This window comes from Pseudomonas sp. FFUP_PS_473 (genome assembly GCF_002858665.1).
In the GTDB taxonomy this organism is placed as follows: domain Bacteria; phylum Pseudomonadota; class Gammaproteobacteria; order Pseudomonadales; family Pseudomonadaceae; genus Aquipseudomonas; species Aquipseudomonas defluvii.
This window is the reverse complement of sequence record NZ_PJQQ01000013.1, coordinates 97,185-114,660: the sequence shown is the minus strand read 5'-3', so window position 1 is coordinate 114,660 and position 17,476 is coordinate 97,185. Positions and strand designations below refer to the sequence as shown.

The following is a 17,476-nucleotide window of genomic DNA, read 5'->3' as shown; positions in this document are numbered from 1 at the left end:
AGGAAAGTTCCCGCTGCCGACAGGGATACCTCATACGCAAAATCGGCAGATAGCATGGAAAAACCGGGTATTGGGCTGTTATAAAGACTGCCCATTTCGATTCACGATAGTTTCACAATGCCATAAAAGCCTGACTATTGTGCCGATCCCCCCCTTTATATACTAGGGGGCACCTACGCCCTCTTGGTCGCCCCGCGCGGAAGTTCCAGACATGAGCCAACAGTTTCAACATGACGTCCTAGTGATTGGCAGCGGCGCTGCCGGCCTGAGCCTGGCCCTCACCTTGCCAGAGCACTTGCGCATTGCCGTTCTCAGTAAAGGCGAGCTCGCCAACGGTTCAACGTTCTGGGCTCAAGGTGGTGTAGCAGCCGTACTCGATGACACCGACACCGTGCAGTCTCATGTCGAGGACACGCTCAACGCAGGCGGCGGGCTGTGCCATGAAGATGCCGTGCGCTTCACGGTCGAACACAGCCGCGAAGCCATCCAGTGGTTGATCGACCAGGGCGTACCTTTTACGCGCGATGAACATGCCAGCGTCGACGACGGCAGTTTTGAGTTCCATTTGACCCGTGAGGGTGGCCACAGTCATCGACGCATCATTCATGCCGCCGACGCCACCGGCGCGGCGATCTTTACCACCCTGCTCGCCCAGGCTCGACAGCGCCCCAACATCGAACTGCTTGAGCAGCGGGTTGCGGTCGACCTGATCACCGAACGGCGCCTGGGCCAGGAGGGTGAGCGCTGCCTGGGCGCCTACGTTCTGAACCGCTCGACAGGCGAAGTCGACACCTACGGCGCACGCTTCACCGTACTGGCTACCGGAGGGGCCGCCAAGGTCTACCTCTACACCAGCAACCCCGATGGGGCCTGCGGCGACGGTATCGCCATGGCCTGGCGGGCAGGCTGCCGGGTCGCCAACCTGGAGTTCAACCAGTTTCACCCGACCTGCCTGTATCACCCGCAGGCCAAGAGCTTCCTGATTACCGAAGCACTGCGCGGCGAAGGCGCACTGCTCAAACTGCCGAACGGCGAGCGTTTCATGCCACGCTTCGATCCGCGCGCCGAACTGGCGCCACGGGACATCGTCGCCCGCGCCATCGACCACGAGATGAAGCGCCTCGGGGCAGACTGTGTCTACCTGGACATCAGCCACAAGCCCGCCGAGTTCGTCAAAAGCCACTTCCCGACCGTTTACGAACGCTGCCTGACCTTTGGCATCGACATCACCACCCAGGCAATCCCGGTAGTGCCGGCCGCCCACTACACCTGTGGCGGCGTAGTGGTCGACGAACAGGGCCATACCGATGTGCCCGGCCTCTATGCCATTGGCGAGACCAGCTTCACAGGCCTGCACGGCGCCAACCGCATGGCCAGCAACTCGCTGCTTGAGTGCTTCGTGTATGGGCGCTCCGCTGCTGCCGACATCATCAGCAAGCTGGACCAGGTAAGCATGCCCGCAACATTGCCATGCTGGGATGCCAGCCAGGTCACCGACTCGGACGAAGACGTGATCATTGCGCACAACTGGGACGAACTGCGGCGATTCATGTGGGACTATGTCGGCATCGTGCGCACCAACAAGCGCCTGCAGCGTGCTGAACACCGGGTACGCCTGCTGCTCGACGAAATCGACGAGTTCTACAGCAACTACAAGGTCAGCCGCGACCTGATCGAGCTGCGCAACCTGGCCCAGGTCGCGGAACTGATGATACGTTCAGCCATGCAACGCAAGGAAAGTCGCGGGCTGCATTACACGCTGGACTACCCACAGATGCTGAAAGAAGCACGCGACACTATTCTGCTGCCGCCCACCTACGCCGACTGAACTTCAACCGCACGCGCAGGCGCCGGTGCTGCACCGGCTCCAGCGCGTCGAAGGGAATGCACAGGCTTTCCGTCCACCGTCGCCCTGCGCGCCTGAAGCGCAGCAATACCAGGCCAGGCAACGCCAGGCTGTCACGGCACAACTGCACCGACTGCCAGCCCTGTGCAGGGTTCCACAGATGCCAGCCCTGGGCGTCTCTACGCAAACGGCTGAACGCATGGGGATGAGTCAATACGACATGCCGCGGCAACACCCAGGCGCCATGCAACAGGCACAGGGCAGCCCCGAGTAAGCGCACGACAACGGGAAGGTCCAGCAGGGTCAGGGCAAGCAGCGCCGACAGCTGGCCGAACAGGTAGGCCGCCAGCAACCCCCGAGAGGCTTGCCAGCGACATTCGAAGCGGTCACTTGGGCTGGACACGGTCCAGGATCATGCGAACCATGCGCTGCAATTCAGGGTCTTCGGACTCGGTACGTTCCATGAACCAGCCGAACATGTCCTGATCTTCGCAAGCCAGCAGGTTGCGGTAGCACTCACGGTCCGCTTCGCTCAGGGTCGCATAGACTTCCTGGGTAAAAGGTACCAGCAGCACATCCAGCTCGAGCATGCCACGGCGGCTGTGCCAAAAGAGCCGGTTGAGTTCAGATTGTTCGACCATGGAGCCCTCCTCAAATAGGCCGCCAGTATACAAGGGTAGGCAAGGCCAGGCACAAGGCATTGGTCTAGTTCACCTACCTATTTTTCCGACGGCGCTCTATGATGAGCCCCAGTCTTATCACCCTGCGATGACCCATGGCCGATTCTGCTTTTTTCTGCACCTTGTCTCATGAGGGCGTCCTCGCCGTCCGCGGCTCGGACGCCGGCAAGTTCCTGCAAGGTCAACTGACCTGCAACATCAATTACCTCAATGAACACACGTCAAGCCTTGGAGCCCGCTGCATGCAGAAGGGCCGCATGCAGTCGAGCTTCCGCATCCTGCCGCAGGCTGACGGCTATGTGCTGGCCATGGCCAGCGAGCTGATCGAGCCACAACTGGCGGACCTCAAGAAGTACGCCGTGTTCTCCAAAGCCAAGCTCACCGACGAAAGCGCCGCCTGGGTTCGCTTCGGCCTGAGCCATGCTGAACAGGCACTGCAAGGGCTTGGCATCACGGCGCCAGCCAAGCCAGACGAATTCGTTGTGCATGATGGGCTGATGGCAATTGCCGTCTCGGAAGGCCGCATTGAGCTCTGGTGCCCGGCGGCGAATGCCGACCAGGTGCGCAGCCACCTGGCCTCCCACTTGGCAGCAGGCGAGCTGAACGACTGGCTGCTCGGCCAGGTGCGCGCCGGTATTGGCCAGGTCATGGCGCAGACCCGCGAGTTGTTCATCCCGCAGATGATCAACCTGCAAGCGGTGGGCGGTGTCAGTTTCAAGAAGGGCTGCTACACCGGCCAGGAAATCGTCGCGCGCATGCAGTACCTGGGCAAGCTCAAGCGCCGACTGTACCGTCTGGCCCTGATCGACGGCCCACTTCCAGAGCCGGGCAGCGCACTGTTTTCTCCGGTACACGCCTCGTCCGTTGGCGAGGTGGTGCTGGCGGCCCGCAGCGAACACGGCTGCGAACTGCTGGCTGTGCTCCAGGCCGACGCAGCGGAAGACGGCAACCTGCACCTGGGTAGCCTGGAAGGCCCGAGCCTGCAATTGCTGTCGTTACCTTATGAGCTGGATCGCGACCGCGAAATCCAGCGTTGAGCCAGCCCCGCCCTGCCGTACAGAACGTCAGGGCCCTCATTGAATGCGGTAGAGAATCACAATGAACACGCTGGCAAAGATGGTCGAAGCACAATTGCTGACCGCCATCGACAACGACGACCTGGTGCTGCCGACCCTGCCGGAGGTGGCCCTGAGCATTCGCGAAGCAGCCGAAGACAGCGAGATCAGCGTCAGCACCCTGAGCAAAGTGATCCGCCGCGACGCCGCCCTTTCGGCGCGCCTGATCAAGGTGGTCAACAGCCCACTGCTGCGCGCAGCCTGCGAAGTCACCGACTTGCAAGCAGCCATCACGCGCCTGGGCATCAACTACAGCTGCAACCTTGCTATCGGCCTGGTGATCGAGCAGATCTTCCATGCGCGCTCAGAAGTCGTCGAGCAGAAAATGCGCGAAATCTGGGCAAAAAGCCTGGAGGTTGCAGGCATCAGCTATGAAATCTGCCTACGCTTCACCAACCTCAAGCCTGATCAGGGCGCCCTCGCCGGCCTGGTTCACCAAATCGGCGTGCTGCCCATCCTCACCTACGCCGAAGAACACAACGAACTGCTGTCCGATCCGGTATGCCTGAACCACATCATCGAGCAGATTCATCCCGCGCTGGGCGACAAGATCCTCAGTGTCTGGGAGTTCCCTGAGCAACTGGCAAAACTGCCAAGCCTGACCCAGGACCTCGACCGCCGGACCCAGCAGATCGATTACGTCGATATCGTCCAGATCGCTCGCGCCATCAGCGATACCAGCGGACGCGAGCGTTCCCTCGCCTCGCTGCCGGCCTACGCGCACCTGAAGTTACCGGTAAACACCCCCCTGCTGAGCAGCGACCTGCTCAGCGCTCGGCACATGTTCCACTAGCCCGGGATGAAGCTGACGCGCACCCTCAGGCCGCCGCCTTCACCATCGTGCAGGCTGATCTGAGCAAGGTGCGCACGGCAAATTTCACCCACGATGGCCAGCCCCAGGCCGGTGCCCTGCGCGCCACGCCGGTAGAACCGCTCGAAGACCCGCTCGCGCTCGGCCGCCGGGATTCCCGGCCCATCATCCTCCACCTCAAGTACACCCGGGGCCATGACCCGCAGGATCACGTTGCCACCGGGCGGGGTATGGGCCAAGGCGTTGTCCAACAGGTTGCTCAGCAACTCGCTGAGCAAGGTTGGTTCGCCACGCAACTGCACCGGTTCCGGCGCCTCAAGCGCCAGCGCCACACCACGGGCATGAGCCAATGGCGCCATGGCCATCCCCAGCTCACGCGCCAACTGACTGAGATCGAGTAACTGCGCCCCGCCTTCGGCAATTGCCCGGGCACCGTTCTCCACCCGCGCCAGCGACAGCAACTGATTGGCCAGATGGGTCAGTTTGTCAGTGCTTTGCGCGGTGGCCTCCAGGGTGTCCCGCCACACCTTTGGCTCCTGCGTGCGCAACCCCAACTCGACCCTCGCTTTCAACGCTGCCAGCGGTGTACGCAGTTCATGGGCCGCCTCGGCAATGAACTGCGCCTGACGCTCAAACTGTCCGCGCAGGCGCTCGGTGAAGTGGTTCAAGGCGCGCACCAGCGGCCCGAGCTCTCGTTGCACCTGCACCTGCGGCAGCGGTCGCAGGTCGTCCGGCTGACGCTCCTCCACCGCTCGGCGCAAACGCTCCAGCGGACGCAGCGCGGCACTCACCGCAAACCACACCAGAAACAACGCACCAATCGCCAGCATCCCTAGCCGCAGCAAGGTGTCGGCCATCAGGCTGCGGGCCATGCGTACCCGCGCCTCTTCGGTTTCGGCAACACGAATTTCGGCCATGCCGTTCATGTTCGGCTCGCTCACTGCCTTGAGCAGGCTGACCACGCGTACGTCCTGCCCCAGGTACTGGGCATCGTAGAAACGCGCCAGCGCCGGGTAGTCGTCAGTGCGCGGCGTACCCGGTGGTGGCGGCGGCAGGTTTTCGTAGCCGGAGATCAAACGCTGATTAATATCGTTGACCTGGTAGTAAATACGTCCGGCGCTGTCATAAGCAAAGGTGTCCAACGCCACATAAGGCACATCGGCGCTCAAGGTACCGTCGCGCTGGGACAGCCCGGCCGCAATGGTTCGCGCCGAGGCAAGCAGCGTGCGGTCGTAGGCGGTGTCGGCAGCCTCTCGACCGTTCCAATAGGCGCTCAGGCCGCTGGCCACCATCAACACCACCAGCAGCAGCGCCAGGTTCCATAACAGCCGCCCGCGCAGGCTTCCTGAGTCACGCATCGCGGTGCTCAAGCAGGTAGCCGAGCCCCCGGAAAGTCACGATCGCCACCGGCTGACCATCGAGCTTCTTGCGCAGGCGATGCACGTAGATTTCGATGGCATCAGCGCTGGCTTCCTCATCCAGACCGAACACCTGCGCCGCCAACTGCTCCTTGCTCATCACCCGCCCAGGGCGGGCGATCAACGCTTCAAGCACTGCCTGCTCGCGGGAGGTCAGCGTCAGCAACTCATCACCCAATGTGAAGCGCCGGGTATCCAGGTCATAGACCAATGGCCCGCAGCGCTGCTGGCGCTCCCCCCCCAACACCGTACGGCGCAGCAACGCCTTCACCCGCGCCTCAAGCTCACTCAGCTCAAACGGCTTGGCCAGGTAATCGTCGGCGCCCAGGTTCAGGCCGTGCACCCGATCCTTGACGTCACTTCGCGCGGTCAGCATCAGCACGGGCACGTTCTTGCCGCGTGCGCGCAGACGCGCCAGTACTTCAAAGCCATCCATGCGCGGCAAGCCAACATCAAGCACGGCCACCGCATATTCCTCACTGGCCAGGGCCAGGTCGGCGGCAACGCCATCGTGCAGCATATCGACGGTCAAGCCGATGCCCTTGAGTGCCTGAGCCACGCTTTCGGCCAGTTGCAGATGGTCTTCGACGAGCAGAACACGCATCGATTTTTCCCCGGTTACGTCGCGGTCAATGCCGCGGAGTGTACAGCCGAGACAACCACTGTGAAGCCATCGTCGCAATGAAAGTGCATTGAAAGGTTAGTGAAAGCTTCACCTCATAGCATCCTTTCACGGCCCTCTCTGGAAGCCGATAAGCGAACCTCAAGGCTCGCGCTAATAAGAACAATAACGGAGTGATCCACCATGCTGTCGATGCAGCTGCAGGCGTTCGCGCCTACCCGTCATTTGCGTACCCGCCCTACCGCTATTGCCAGCGCACTCGCCCTTGCTGGCGTTGCACCGCTGAGCCAGGCCGCTTTCATCGAAGACAGCAGTGCCAGCTTTGAAACCCGCAACATGTACTTCAACCGTGACTTTCGCGACGGCACCAGCGCCCAGCAATCCAAACGCGACGAATGGGCCCAGGGCTTCATGCTCAACCTGGAGTCCGGTTACACCGAAGGGACCGTTGGCTTCGGCATCGACGCCCTGGGCATGCTGGGCATCAAGCTCGACTCAAGCCCTGACCGCACCGGCACCGGCCTGCTGCCGACCCACGACAATGGCTATGCCGCCGACGAGTACTCCAAGCTGGGCCTGACCGGCAAGGTGAAGATCTCCGCCACCGAACTGAAGCTCGGCACGCTGATCCCCGAGCTGCCGACCCTGCAGCCCAATGACGGGCGCATCCTGCCGCAAACATTCGAGGGCGGCCTGCTGACCTCCAAGGAAATCAAGAACCTGACCTTTACGGGCGGTCGCCTGGAAAAGGCCAAGGACCGCGACGACACCAACAAGGAAGACATCGCCCTCAACAACAAGAACGGTCGCTTTCTCGGCACCGTCGCCGGCAACCACTTCGACATGGCCGGCCTGGACTACCGGTTCACCGACCGGATCACCGGCAGCTACCACTACGCCCAACTCGACGATGTGTACCGCCAGCACTTCGTCGGCATGCTCGCCAGCCAGCCGATGGGCCCAGGCACCTTCGGCGCTGACCTGCGCATGGCCTTCAGCGATGACCAGGGCCAGGCCCGTGGCGGCAAGATCGACAACACCGCGCTCAATGGCCTGCTCAGCTACGCCCTGAACGGGCACAAACTCAGCGCCGCCTACCAGCATATGTCCGGTGACAGCGCCTTCCCGTATGTCGACGGCTCCGACCCGTACCTGGTGAACTTCGTCCAGATCAACGACTTCGCCGGTGCCGATGAGCGCTCATGGCAGGTGCGCTACGACTACGACTTCGCCAAGCTGGGGATACCTGGCCTGACCTTCATGAGTCGCTACATAAACGGCGACAATGTCAGCCTGGCCAACGGCGGCGAGGGCAAGGAGTGGGAACGCAACAGCGAGTTCAAGTACGTCGTCCAGAGCGGCACGTTCAAGAACGTCGCCGTACGCTTGCGCAACGCGACCTACCGCTCGTCGTTCGCCCGTGACGCCGACGAAGTGCGGCTGCTGGTGAGCTACAACGTGGCGCTGTGGTAAGCCCAATAACAATAATATCCGAGGAGAATGACCATGACCTTTTCCCTGCGCCGTATTGCCCTTGCCACTAGCTGCCTGTTACTGGCCGGCCATGTCCTGGCTGGCGAACCGAAACGCCCCGAATGCATCGCCCCGGCTTCGCCCGGTGGCGGTTTCGACCTGACCTGCAAGCTGGTACAGAGCGCACTGGTCAACGAAAAAATCCTCACCAAACCGATGCGCGTGACCTACATGCCCGGCGGTGTCGGCGCCGTGGCGTACAACGCCGTGGTTGCCCAGCGCCCCGCCGATGCGGGCACCCTGGTTGCCTGGTCGAGCGGCTCGCTGCTGAACCTGGCCCAGGGCAAGTTCGGTCGCTTCGATGAAAACGCGGTGCGCTGGCTGGCGGCGGTCGGCACCAGCTATGGCGCCATCGCAGTGAAGAGCGACTCCCCCTACAAGACCCTCGACGACCTGGTCGCGGCACTGAAGAAAGACCCGAGCAAAGTGGTTATCGGCTCGGGCGGTACCGTCGGCAGCCAGGACTGGATGCAGACCGCACTGATCGCCAAGGCTGCCGGGATCAACCCGCGGGACCTGCGTTATGTGGCGCTGGAAGGCGGCGGTGAAATCGCCACGGCACTGCTGGGTGGGCACATTCAAGTGGGCAGTACCGACATCTCCGACTCCATGCCGCATATCCAGAGCGGCAACATGCGCCTGCTGGCGGTGTTTGCCGAAAAGCGCCTGGATGAGCCGGAAATGAAAGACATCCCCACCGCCAGGGAACAGGGGTACGACATTGTCTGGCCAGTAGTGCGCGGCTTCTACTTGGGGCCGAAGGTCACAGACGAAGAATATGCCTGGTGGAAAGACGCCTTCGACAAACTGCTGGCCTCTGAAGATTTCGCCACATTGCGTGATCAGCGCGAACTCTTCCCCTTCGCCCTGACGGGCAATGAGCTGGACACCTACGTGAAGAAACAGGTGGCGGACTACAAGGCCCTGGCCAAGGAATTCGGCCTGGTTCAGTAACCCGCTTATCCAGAAAGCCTATCGCTGGCAAGGCACCTACACCGCCCCGGTAGGCGTCAACCTTGCCGGCGATCCCCTGCCCCAAAGAGGATTCACCATGATCCTGCAACGACTCTTCGCCTTCGTTTTGTTGGCGGCATGCGCCATCCTGGCCGTCATGGCCTGGCCCTACCAGGCCGCCTTTTCCTACGAACCGGTCGGCCCCCGCGCCTATCCCCTGCTGATGCTTGGCCTGATGAGCGCAGCACTGCTGTACCTGCTGTTTCGCCCCACCCCCATCGTGCACAGCGACGATGAACCGGCGCTGGACCGCGCCACGCTGAACAAGATCGGCGTCTGTGTACTGCTGTTACTGGTCTTCGCAGCCACCTTCGAGCCGCTGGGCTTCATCCTCAGCAGCATCCTGATCGGTGTACCGATGGCACGTCTGTACGGCGGTCGCTGGCTGCCCAGCGCCGCCATCATCGGCGTGATGAGCATTGCCCTGTACCTGTTGTTCGACCGGGTGATGGATGTGCCGCTGCCCCTTGGCCTGCTCGACATTCTGGAGAATTGACATGGATACCCTCAGCTATCTGGGCCAAGGCTTCGGCGTCGCCCTGAGCCCCTACAACCTGGTCACCGCCCTGGCGGGTACCCTGATCGGCACCGTGGTCGGCTTGCTACCGGGCCTGGGCCCGATCAACGGCGTCGCCCTGTTGATCCCCATTGCCTTTGCCCTGGGCCTGCCGCCAGAGTCGGCGCTGATCCTGCTGGCAGCGGTGTACCTGGGCTGCGAGTACGGTGGGCGGATCAGTTCGATCCTGCTCAACATCCCGGGCGAAGCCTCCACGGTCATGACCACCCTCGACGGTTACCCGATGGCGCGTCAGGGCTTGGCCGGCGTGGCCTTGTCGCTGTCGGCCTGGAGCTCGTTCATCGGCGCCCTGATCGCCACCTGCGGCATGGTGCTGTTCGCGCCGTTACTGGCCAAATGGGCGATAGCCTTCGGCCCTGCCGAGTACTTCGTGCTCATGGTCTTTGCCATCGTCTGCCTCGGTGGCATGGCCGGGGACAGGCCGCTGAAAACCTTTATCGCCGCCTTGATCGGCCTGTTCCTGTCCAGTGTCGGGATTGACGCCAACAGTGGTGTGTACCGTTTCACTGGCGACAGCGTGCACATGGCCGACGGTATCCAGTTCGTCGTCCTGGTATTGGGCCTGTTCTCCATCAGCGAGATTCTCCTGCTGCTGGAAAAAACCCACCACGGCCACGAAGCCGTAAAAGCCACCGGACGCATGCTGTTCAACCTCAAGGAAGCGGCATCAGTGTTCGTGGTGAACATTCGCTGCGGCCTGCTTGGTTTCATCATGGGCGTGCTGCCGGGTGCCGGCGCAACGCTGGCCAGCGCCGTGGCCTACATGACCGAAAAACGTATCGCGGGCGCCAGCGGCACGTTCGGCAAAGGCGACAAACGCGGCCTGGCTGCGCCAGAAACAGCGATTGGCGCATCCTGCTGCGGCGCTCTGGTACCGATGCTGACCCTCGGCGTGCCGGGCTCGGGCACTACCGCCGTGATGATCGGCGCCCTGACCCTGTACAACATCACCCCGGGGCCACTGCTGTTCGAACAACAACCCGATATCGTCTGGGGCCTGATCGCGTCGCTGTTCGTCGCCAACATCATGTTGGTGATTCTGAACATCCCGATGATTCGCCTGTTCACCCGTATTCTCGCAGTGCCGAACTGGGCGCTGGTGCCGGTGATCGCGATCATTACCGCCATTGGTGTCTATGCCGTCCACGCCACCACCTTCGACCTGTTCCTGATGATCGGCATCGGCATCTTCGGCTACATCCTGCGCAAGCTCGACTTCCCGCTGTCGCCAATCCTGCTCGGTTTCATCCTTGGTGGCTTGATGGAACAGAACCTGCGCCGGGCCCTGTCGATTTCCAACGGTGCGCTGGACATCCTCTGGGCCAGCCCGATCAGCCTGTCGGTATGGGTATTGACTGCGTTCATGCTGGTACTGCCACTGCTGCGTATCTGGCGTAAACGCAGCGTGCAGCGACGTGCCCTGGCAGATGCCTGATTCAGCACCACAAGGCTGGTGGGCAACCGCACTGGTCGGCCTGGCAGGCGGCTTTCTCGCCAGCCAGGTCGGCTGGCCATTGCCCTGGATGGTCGGCTCGCTGCTCGCCGTCATCCTGGTGCGCTGCCTGACACCCTGGCAACTGAAGGAAATACCCGGCGGCCGTAAAGGCGGACAATGGATCATCGGTGTCGGCATCGGCCTGCACTTCACCCCTGCGGTGGTCGAGCAGGTGGCGAGCCACTTTGGCCTGATCTTCTTCGGTGCATTGCTTACCAGCCTGTCCAGCGTGGTCGGGGTCTGGCTGTTGCGTAGAACCGGTGAGGATCGAGCCACGGCATTTTTCTCAAGCATGCCGGGTGGCTCAGGGGAGATGGTCAACCTGGGGGCGCGTAATGGCGCGTTCCTCGGCCACGTCGCAGCGGCGCAAAGCCTGCGGGTGCTGGTGGTCGTGCTGTGCGTACCTGCCGCCTTCAAGTTCCTGCTCGGCGACGGTGTATCGCTGCTGCATGCCGGCAACGTCGATTGGCGCTGGCTGGTCGTGGTGCTCCCGTTGGGCGGGCTAACGGCCTGGGCATGGCAACGGCTGCGCCAGCCCAACCCCTGGTTGTTCGGCCCATTGCTGGTCGCCGCCAGTGTCAGCATTGGCTGGAACCTGCAGATCGGCTTGCCAGACGGCGCCAGCCAGATCGGCCAATGGCTGATTGGCAGCGGCCTGGGCTGTCACTTCAACCGAGCGTTCTTCCGCCGCGCGCCGTCCTTTCTTGGGCGAACACTGATTGCCACCTCGTTGAGCATGCTGATCGCGGGGCTAGCCGCCTGGGCCTTGAGCCTCGCCACCCACCTCGATCTGCGCTCACTAACCTTGGGCATGATGCCGGGCGGCATCGCGGAAATGAGCCTGACCGCCGAAACCCTGCAACTGTCAGTACCGCTGGTAACAGCGTTGCAGGTCATGCGCCTGCTGTTTGTATTGTTTCTGGCCGAGCCCTTGTTCCACCACTGGACCCGGCACAGCGAATAACCTGCCGCTTGCACAAGCCGAAGAACCAAGCGGTTTGCGCAGCCCACAGAAGGTGCTTCATTTACGCAGGCGGCAGGCGCCAATCGATAGGCGCCAGGCCACGCTGCTCGAGGAAGCGATTGGTCTGGCTGAAATGGCCACATCCGAGAAAACCACGGTAAGCCGACAACGGCGATGGATGCACCGACGTCAGGACCAGATGCTTGGTGGCATCAATCAATTTGCGCTTGCTTTGCGCATGCGCGCCCCACAACAGGAAAACCAGGTTTGGCTGCTGCTCACTCACCACTTCAATAATCCGGTCGGTGAAGTGCTGCCAGCCCTTGTTGGCATGGGACGCCGCATTGCCTCGCTCGACAGTCATGGTGGTATTGAGCAGCAACACGCCTTGTTCAGCCCAGTGCTGCAGACAGCCATGGTTGGCAATGTCGATGTTCAGGTCGCGCTGCAGTTCTTTGTAAATGTTCAGCAACGACGGCGGTGTAGGCGTACCTGGCTGCACCGAAAAACACAGACCATGGGCCTGACCGGGGCCGTGGTATGGGTCTTGGCCAAGAATCACCACTTTGACCTTATCCAGCGGCGTGGAATTCAGCGCATTGAAAATCATCGGCCCTGGCGGGTAGATCTCTTTGCCTGCAGCATGTTCCTGGCGCAGAAAGTCTTTCAGCTCCTGCATGTAGGGCTGGTCGAACTCGCTGCGCAAGGCCTGCTTCCAGCTGGGTTCGAGTTTGATACGGTCGTCGTCGGTCATGGTGTCATCCAGAAAACAATGGGGCGGACACTAGGAAACCCGCTCGTGCTTGTCAATCGATCCGACCGACGACCGGCACGATCACCATCAGCGACCATACTTTCGGGATAAACCTGTCGAGGCCTCCCCATGAGCGTGGCGTTTGAAGTATTGACCGGTGTTGACGGTGCTGGCATTGGTATCGCCAGCCTGAACGCACCACAGTCACTCAATGCGTTGTCACTTCCGATGGTCCAGGCGCTGTACACGCACCTGCAGGCCTGGGCTGAAGACCCGCGCATTGCCTGCGTACTGCTGCGTGGTAACGGCGACAAGGCGTTCTGTGCTGGCGGCGAGGTACGCAGCCTGGCCCAGGCCTGCCTTGATCGGCCCGGTGAAGTACCGCCGACGGCCGCTCATTTCTTTGCCGCCGAATATCGCCTGGACTACTGCCTGCACACCTACCCCAAACCGCTATTGTGCTGGGGCCACGGCCATGTGTTGGGTGGAGGCATGGGCCTGCTGCAAGCGGCCGGCGTGCGCATCGTCACCCCAAACAGCCGCCTGGCCATGCCGGAAATCAGTATTGGCTTGTACCCGGACGTCGGCGGCAGTTGGTTCCTCTCGCGCCTGCCCGGCAAGTTGGGCCTTTTTCTGGGCCTGACCGGCGCACCGATCAACGCCCACGATGCACTTGACCTGGGCTTGGCCGACCGCTTCATGACCCCGGATCAGCAGGAAAGCCTGATAGAAGGCCTGCTGCAACTGAACTGGCAGGAACAGACGGCCCTGCAACTGAATAGCCTGTTAAAAGCCCTGCAACAGGAAGCCCTGCCTGCCCTGCCAGCCGCGCAGTGGTTGCCCCGCCGCCAGCATCTGGACAACCTGCTTGATGTCGGTGATCCGGTCTGCGCCTGGCGCGCCATCGCCCAGCTACGGCATCAACCCGACACCCTGCTCGACCGTGCCGCACAGACGATGCTTGAGGGCTGCCCACTCACCGCGCTGCTGGTCTGGCAGCAGATTGCTCGTGCACGGCACCTGTCATTGGCTCAAGTGTTCCAGATGGAATACGCCATCAGCCTGAACTGCTGTCGCCACCCGGAATTCGCCGAAGGGGTGCGCGCGCGCCTGATCGACAAAGACCAGAAGCCCCACTGGCATTGGCCAGACATCAGCCATGTACCCGCAGCAGTGGTCGAGGCGCATTTCAACAAGGCATGGGAAGGTCGCCATCCGCTGGCAGACCTCACACAGCCACTCACGTAGGTGCTGTAGCAGGCCAGCCCGCGCAAGGCGATGCCTTCCGGGGTGCTAGCAGGTGTCAGCGGTTCCAGTTGCGATCCGATCTGCCATCGCGGTCGTGTCCACGACCGTAATCCTGGCCACGACCGTGCTCCTGACCGCGACCATAAGCCCGACCACGGTCATGCTCATGACCACGGCCATAATTGCGGTCATAACCACGGCCGCCATCACGGTCCCGGCGAGGCGCATCCCGGTAGCCATGGTTGTCATGACGGTAACGGGCGTCATAACCACGCCCCTGATAACGGTTGTTGTAGTAAGGCTCGGGGGCGGCTCGGTAGTAACGTGGCGCAGGCGCGTAATAACGCTGCTGAGGCACCACATAGTAGCCTCGCCCATACGAGTAGGAAGGCCGGTCGTAGTCCCGATAGGAGTAACGATCTACGGTGTAAACGTCATTGCGGTAGTAGCCATGGTCTCCATAAGGTACGCACGCAGCCATTAATGAACCCAACACTACAATCAGCAAAAGTCGGCGATACATGGCGGCCTCCTGGACCGCTAAGCTGCCATCCAGCGGCGCTGGTCGGCGCCAATCGATGGTCATCGACCGGCACAACATCAGACACGCAAAAGCGCGCCCGGTGCCGCAGACGAAATAATTTGATACAAGGCTTATAACCTTAAAAATCATCCAGTTATTTTTCTTCAAGACCACTAGAATACAGGCCACTGGTACCAGCAACGGAAATGCCATGCCGTCTCGTTCTGCCTTGTTTTCACAACGTTCGCTGATCCTGGCGTTACTGCTCCTGCTGGGCTGCGGCTTTCTCGCGACGTCTCTGCTCAGCTACTTCGCCTCACGCAGTTCGATCCGTGACAACATCATCAACACCGAGCTGCCACTGACTGCCGACACCCTCTACTCGGAAATTCAGAAAGACCTGGTACGCCCCATCCTCATTTCATCGATGATGGCCAACGACACGTTCCTGCGCGACTGGGTGCTGGCCGGGGAACACGAGCCTGAGCGCATGACCCGCTACCTGAACGAGGTGATGGCTCGCAATCGCGCGTATACCGCCTTCTTCGTCTCCGACCTCACCCACACCTACTTCCAGGCCCAGGGTGTACTCAAGCAGATCGACCTGCAGGAAGCCCGTGATGCCTGGTACTTCCGCCTTCGCAACCTCGATGCGCCTTACGAAATCAACGTCGACCTGGACATGGCCAACCAGGACAACATGGCCATCTTCATCAACTACAAGGTCCTTGATTACCAGAACAACTTCATCGGTGCCGCCGGTGTCGGGCTAAGCCTCGAATCGGTCATCAAGTGCATCGACGACTACCAAAAACGCTACATGCGCAGTGTCTACTTCGCTGATCGCCAGGGCCGCATCGTGCTGACCGGCTCTGATGGAGGCCCTCAGGGCATGCGGGCCGGGCAACACTTGAGCGACATCAAAGGGCTGGGTGACCTGGCTCAGCAGATGCCCATCCCCGTCAGTGGTAGCCGCGAATACCGCAGTGCCGACGGCCACAACCAGTTCCTCAACGTGCGCTTCATCCCGGAACTGAACTGGTACCTGTTCGTCGAAAAACATGAAGACGGCCGGTTGGACAGCATCCTCCAATCGCTGTACATCAACCTGGCGATCTGCGCGATGATCACCCTGGTCGTACTCTCGCTGCTCAATGCCATGATCAACCGCCACCATGAGCGCATCCAGGCCCTGGCCACCCTCGACAGCCTGACCGGCTTACCGAACCGCCGGGCCTTCGACCTGCTTGCCGCACAAGCCTTGCTCGAAGCCCAGCGCGAGCCCAAGCCACTGGTGGCGCTGCTACTCGACCTGGACCACTTCAAAGCCCTCAACGACACCTACGGCCACCTGGGTGGCGACGAAGTGTTACGCCAGTTTGCCCGCGTACTGGAGAGCTGCCTGCGCGTCTCCGACATCATCTGCCGTTGGGGCGGCGAAGAGTTCGTCGTGCTACTCCAGGGCAGCGAGCATCAACAGGCACTCGGTGTTGCAGAAAAGATCCGCCAGAAAACCGAGCAACTGGCGTTCAGTTATGCCGACGCCGACATCAAGCTGACCGTCAGCATCGGCTTGAGCAGCCTGCGCCCGGACGATACGCTACACACCCTGATCGGTCGCGCCGACCACGCGCTTTACCGCGCCAAGCAAAGCGGGCGCAACCGCGTCTGCACGGATCACGCATGAACGAGCCCAACCTCTGCCCGGCCTGCGGTGCCAGCAACCACTGCAGCCTCGCCAACCCTCGCAGCGCTACGCACGATTGCTGGTGCTACGGCGTCAGCATCGACCCGCAGGTGCTTGAAGCACTGCCGGCCGAGCTGCGTGACAAAGCCTGCCTGTGCCCGCGCTGCGCCCAGGTAGAAGCCCAACTGCAGGCAGCCAAGGACGCCGCAAAGCGCTAAACTGCGCCCCCGATACTGGCCCCTTCTCGCCCCATGCGCCTCGACCGTTTTCTCAGCAACCTGCCCTGCTACAACCGCCAGCAAGTTCGCCTGCTGCTGGCAGAGCGCCGCGTACGCGTCGATGGCACACAGGTCGGCGACCCACGGCATGAGGTGCGCGAGTTCAGCCGAATCGAAGTCGATGATCAGCTTGTGCAAGCCGGTAGAGCACCGCGCTACTTCATGCTGCACAAACCAGCGGGGTGCGTCAGTGCCACGGTCGACCCACAGCACCGCACCGTCCTTGATCTGCTCGACGAGCCGGACAAACACGACCTGCACATCGCCGGTCGCCTGGACTACAACACCACCGGCCTGCTGCTGATCACCAACGACGGCCAATGGTCCAGGCGCCTGACCCAGCCACAGACCAAACTCCCCAAGGTCTACTACGTCGAAACCGAGCACGTCATCGACGAGCACTACATCGAAAAGTTTCGTGAAGGCTTCTACTTCGCCTTTGAAGACCTCACCACGCAACCGGCAGACCTGACGATACTCAGCCCACACAGCGCTCGCCTGAGCATCGTCGAAGGCCGCTATCACCAGGTCAAACGGATGTTCGGCTTCTTTGACAACAAGGTAATACGCCTGCACCGCGAACACATGGGCCCCCTGCAACTGGACCCGTCGCTGCTGCCCGGCGAGTACCGCGCCTTGCGCCCAGACGAAATCAGCGCGTTCTGACGTCACGACCGCCTGGCAGAAAAATATCGCCAATTACACCAACGGCACTTGCGGGTTCAGCACATGGCTGCTTGAATCCAAACGTCGGTCTGCATGTGACTCACCAGTCACAACCGCAGTCAAAGACACCTTTTTGCCGGCTACCAGCACCTCGAAGTGATGGGGTCCGGCAGATTGCCCGCCTAGAACAATACCCGTCGACCAGCCTGTAGCGGATCGACAAGGGCCCTCAGTTTCACTTCAAG

The 17,476-nt window shown here is 61.6% G+C and carries 18 protein-coding genes; 12 read left to right on the top strand and 6 right to left on the bottom strand.

The window, feature by feature from the left end; translation table 11 throughout:
- Positions 1 to 211 precede the first annotated feature (211 nt).
- Complete coding sequence (nadB, locus tag CYD26_RS11435) at positions 212 to 1,828, top strand: L-aspartate oxidase (protein ID WP_099775636.1); 1,617 nt, start codon at positions 212 to 214, stop codon at positions 1,826 to 1,828.
- Here nadB and CYD26_RS11430 read toward each other — a convergent pair.
- Together CYD26_RS11430 and CYD26_RS11425 are read right to left on the bottom strand one after the other, a co-directional pair.
- Positions 1,797 to 2,249: a protein YgfX gene (locus tag CYD26_RS11430; RefSeq protein WP_102052654.1), complete on the bottom strand. Its 453-nt coding sequence runs from the start codon at positions 2,247 to 2,249 to the stop codon at positions 1,797 to 1,799. The two genes, nadB and CYD26_RS11430, sit on opposite strands and share 32 nt — an antisense overlap.
- Positions 2,233 to 2,487, bottom strand: a complete 255-nt coding sequence (locus CYD26_RS11425; protein WP_065761106.1) for a succinate dehydrogenase assembly factor 2 — start codon at positions 2,485 to 2,487, stop codon at positions 2,233 to 2,235. The genes CYD26_RS11430 and CYD26_RS11425 overlap by 17 nt, the downstream gene beginning before the upstream one ends.
- 134 nt (positions 2,488 to 2,621) lie before the next feature.
- On the opposite strand from CYD26_RS11425, the gene CYD26_RS11420 reads away from it, so the two are divergent.
- Entirely contained in the window at positions 2,622 to 3,563 is a 942-nt protein-coding gene (locus tag CYD26_RS11420; protein WP_102052653.1) for a folate-binding protein YgfZ, read from the top strand.
- Positions 3,564 to 3,624: 61 nt separating this feature from the next.
- A complete protein-coding gene (locus CYD26_RS11415) occupies positions 3,625 to 4,434 on the top strand; it encodes an HDOD domain-containing protein (protein ID WP_102052652.1) in 810 nt (269 codons plus the stop codon).
- On the opposite strand, the gene CYD26_RS11410 is transcribed toward CYD26_RS11415, so the two are convergent.
- Positions 4,431 to 5,810: a sensor histidine kinase gene (locus CYD26_RS11410; protein ID WP_102052651.1), complete on the bottom strand. Its 1,380-nt coding sequence runs from the start codon at positions 5,808 to 5,810 to the stop codon at positions 4,431 to 4,433. The genes CYD26_RS11415 and CYD26_RS11410 overlap by 4 nt on opposite strands.
- Complete coding sequence (locus CYD26_RS11405) at positions 5,803 to 6,474, bottom strand: response regulator (protein WP_102052650.1); 672 nt, start codon at positions 6,472 to 6,474, stop codon at positions 5,803 to 5,805. The genes CYD26_RS11410 and CYD26_RS11405 overlap by 8 nt, the downstream gene beginning before the upstream one ends.
- Positions 6,475 to 6,675: 201 nt before the next feature.
- Between CYD26_RS11405 and CYD26_RS11400 the strand changes: the two genes are divergently transcribed.
- The 5 genes from CYD26_RS11400 to CYD26_RS11380 all read left to right on the top strand — a co-directional run bounded on the left by CYD26_RS11400 (position 6,676) and on the right by CYD26_RS11380 (position 12,075).
- Complete coding sequence (locus CYD26_RS11400) at positions 6,676 to 7,965, top strand: OprD family porin (RefSeq protein ID WP_065761111.1); 1,290 nt, start codon at positions 6,676 to 6,678, stop codon at positions 7,963 to 7,965.
- Between the two features lie 33 nt (positions 7,966 to 7,998).
- A complete protein-coding gene (locus CYD26_RS11395; RefSeq protein WP_065761112.1) occupies positions 7,999 to 8,979 on the top strand; it encodes a tripartite tricarboxylate transporter substrate binding protein in 981 nt (326 codons plus the stop codon).
- Positions 8,980 to 9,076: 97 nt separating this feature from the next.
- A complete protein-coding gene (locus CYD26_RS11390; RefSeq protein ID WP_102052649.1) occupies positions 9,077 to 9,535 on the top strand; it encodes a tripartite tricarboxylate transporter TctB family protein in 459 nt (152 codons plus the stop codon).
- A gap of 1 nt (position 9,536) precedes the next feature.
- The gene (locus tag CYD26_RS11385) at positions 9,537 to 11,051 is read left to right on the top strand and encodes a tripartite tricarboxylate transporter permease (RefSeq protein ID WP_065761114.1); all 1,515 of its coding nucleotides are present in this window, start codon (positions 9,537 to 9,539) and stop codon (positions 11,049 to 11,051) included.
- The gene (locus CYD26_RS11380) at positions 11,044 to 12,075 is read left to right on the top strand and encodes an AbrB family transcriptional regulator (RefSeq protein ID WP_102052648.1); all 1,032 of its coding nucleotides are present in this window, start codon (positions 11,044 to 11,046) and stop codon (positions 12,073 to 12,075) included. The genes CYD26_RS11385 and CYD26_RS11380 overlap by 8 nt, the downstream gene beginning before the upstream one ends.
- A 61-nt stretch (positions 12,076 to 12,136) precedes the next feature.
- On the opposite strand, the gene ung is transcribed toward CYD26_RS11380, so the two are convergent.
- Positions 12,137 to 12,829 carry a uracil-DNA glycosylase gene (gene ung, locus CYD26_RS11375; protein ID WP_065761116.1) on the bottom strand — a complete coding sequence of 231 codons (693 nt, stop codon included), beginning with the start codon at positions 12,827 to 12,829 and terminating at the stop codon, positions 12,137 to 12,139.
- A gap of 129 nt (positions 12,830 to 12,958) precedes the next feature.
- Here ung and CYD26_RS11370 point away from each other — a divergent pair, with 129 nt between their 5' ends.
- Positions 12,959 to 14,077, top strand: a complete 1,119-nt coding sequence (locus CYD26_RS11370; protein WP_102052647.1) for an enoyl-CoA hydratase/isomerase family protein — start codon at positions 12,959 to 12,961, stop codon at positions 14,075 to 14,077.
- Positions 14,078 to 14,132: 55 nt separating this feature from the next.
- On the opposite strand, the gene CYD26_RS11365 is transcribed toward CYD26_RS11370, so the two are convergent.
- Positions 14,133 to 14,600, bottom strand: coding sequence for a hypothetical protein (locus tag CYD26_RS11365; RefSeq protein ID WP_102052646.1), 468 nt, complete (start codon positions 14,598 to 14,600; stop codon positions 14,133 to 14,135).
- Between the two features lie 211 nt (positions 14,601 to 14,811).
- On the opposite strand from CYD26_RS11365, the gene CYD26_RS11360 reads away from it, so the two are divergent.
- Genes CYD26_RS11360 through CYD26_RS11350 form a run of 3 tightly spaced genes read left to right on the top strand, consistent with a single transcriptional unit; the run spans position 14,812 to position 17,231 of the window.
- Positions 14,812 to 16,287: a sensor domain-containing diguanylate cyclase gene (locus tag CYD26_RS11360; RefSeq protein ID WP_102052645.1), complete on the top strand. Its 1,476-nt coding sequence runs from the start codon at positions 14,812 to 14,814 to the stop codon at positions 16,285 to 16,287.
- Positions 16,284 to 16,505 carry a cysteine-rich CWC family protein gene (locus CYD26_RS11355; RefSeq protein ID WP_065761120.1) on the top strand — a complete coding sequence of 74 codons (222 nt, stop codon included), beginning with the start codon at positions 16,284 to 16,286 and terminating at the stop codon, positions 16,503 to 16,505. The genes CYD26_RS11360 and CYD26_RS11355 overlap by 4 nt, the downstream gene beginning before the upstream one ends.
- 33 nt (positions 16,506 to 16,538) lie before the next feature.
- Positions 16,539 to 17,231, top strand: coding sequence for a pseudouridine synthase (locus CYD26_RS11350; protein WP_102052644.1), 693 nt, complete (start codon positions 16,539 to 16,541; stop codon positions 17,229 to 17,231).
- The last annotated feature ends 245 nt before the right edge of the window (positions 17,232 to 17,476 follow it).

Bases quoted from the DNA above. Each gene is read 5' to 3' on its own strand.
- nadB (WP_099775636.1), top strand. From the start codon at position 212: ATGAGCCAACAGTTTCAACATGACGTCCTAGTGATTGGCAGCGGCGCT.
- CYD26_RS11425 (WP_065761106.1), bottom strand. From the start codon at position 2,487: ATGGTCGAACAATCTGAACTCAACCGGCTCTTTTGGCACAGCCGCCGT.
- CYD26_RS11420 (WP_102052653.1), top strand. From the start codon at position 2,622: ATGGCCGATTCTGCTTTTTTCTGCACCTTGTCTCATGAGGGCGTCCTC.
- CYD26_RS11415 (WP_102052652.1), top strand. From the start codon at position 3,625: ATGAACACGCTGGCAAAGATGGTCGAAGCACAATTGCTGACCGCCATC.
- CYD26_RS11410 (WP_102052651.1), bottom strand. From the start codon at position 5,810: ATGCGTGACTCAGGAAGCCTGCGCGGGCGGCTGTTATGGAACCTGGCG.
- CYD26_RS11405 (WP_102052650.1), bottom strand. From the start codon at position 6,474: ATGCGTGTTCTGCTCGTCGAAGACCATCTGCAACTGGCCGAAAGCGTG.
- CYD26_RS11400 (WP_065761111.1), top strand. From the start codon at position 6,676: ATGCTGTCGATGCAGCTGCAGGCGTTCGCGCCTACCCGTCATTTGCGT.
- CYD26_RS11395 (WP_065761112.1), top strand. From the start codon at position 7,999: ATGACCTTTTCCCTGCGCCGTATTGCCCTTGCCACTAGCTGCCTGTTA.
- CYD26_RS11390 (WP_102052649.1), top strand. From the start codon at position 9,077: ATGATCCTGCAACGACTCTTCGCCTTCGTTTTGTTGGCGGCATGCGCC.
- CYD26_RS11385 (WP_065761114.1), top strand. From the start codon at position 9,537: ATGGATACCCTCAGCTATCTGGGCCAAGGCTTCGGCGTCGCCCTGAGC.
- CYD26_RS11380 (WP_102052648.1), top strand. From the start codon at position 11,044: ATGCCTGATTCAGCACCACAAGGCTGGTGGGCAACCGCACTGGTCGGC.
- ung (WP_065761116.1), bottom strand. From the start codon at position 12,829: ATGACCGACGACGACCGTATCAAACTCGAACCCAGCTGGAAGCAGGCC.
- CYD26_RS11370 (WP_102052647.1), top strand. From the start codon at position 12,959: ATGAGCGTGGCGTTTGAAGTATTGACCGGTGTTGACGGTGCTGGCATT.
- CYD26_RS11365 (WP_102052646.1), bottom strand. From the start codon at position 14,600: ATGTATCGCCGACTTTTGCTGATTGTAGTGTTGGGTTCATTAATGGCT.
- CYD26_RS11360 (WP_102052645.1), top strand. From the start codon at position 14,812: ATGCCGTCTCGTTCTGCCTTGTTTTCACAACGTTCGCTGATCCTGGCG.
- CYD26_RS11355 (WP_065761120.1), top strand. From the start codon at position 16,284: ATGAACGAGCCCAACCTCTGCCCGGCCTGCGGTGCCAGCAACCACTGC.
- CYD26_RS11350 (WP_102052644.1), top strand. From the start codon at position 16,539: ATGCGCCTCGACCGTTTTCTCAGCAACCTGCCCTGCTACAACCGCCAG.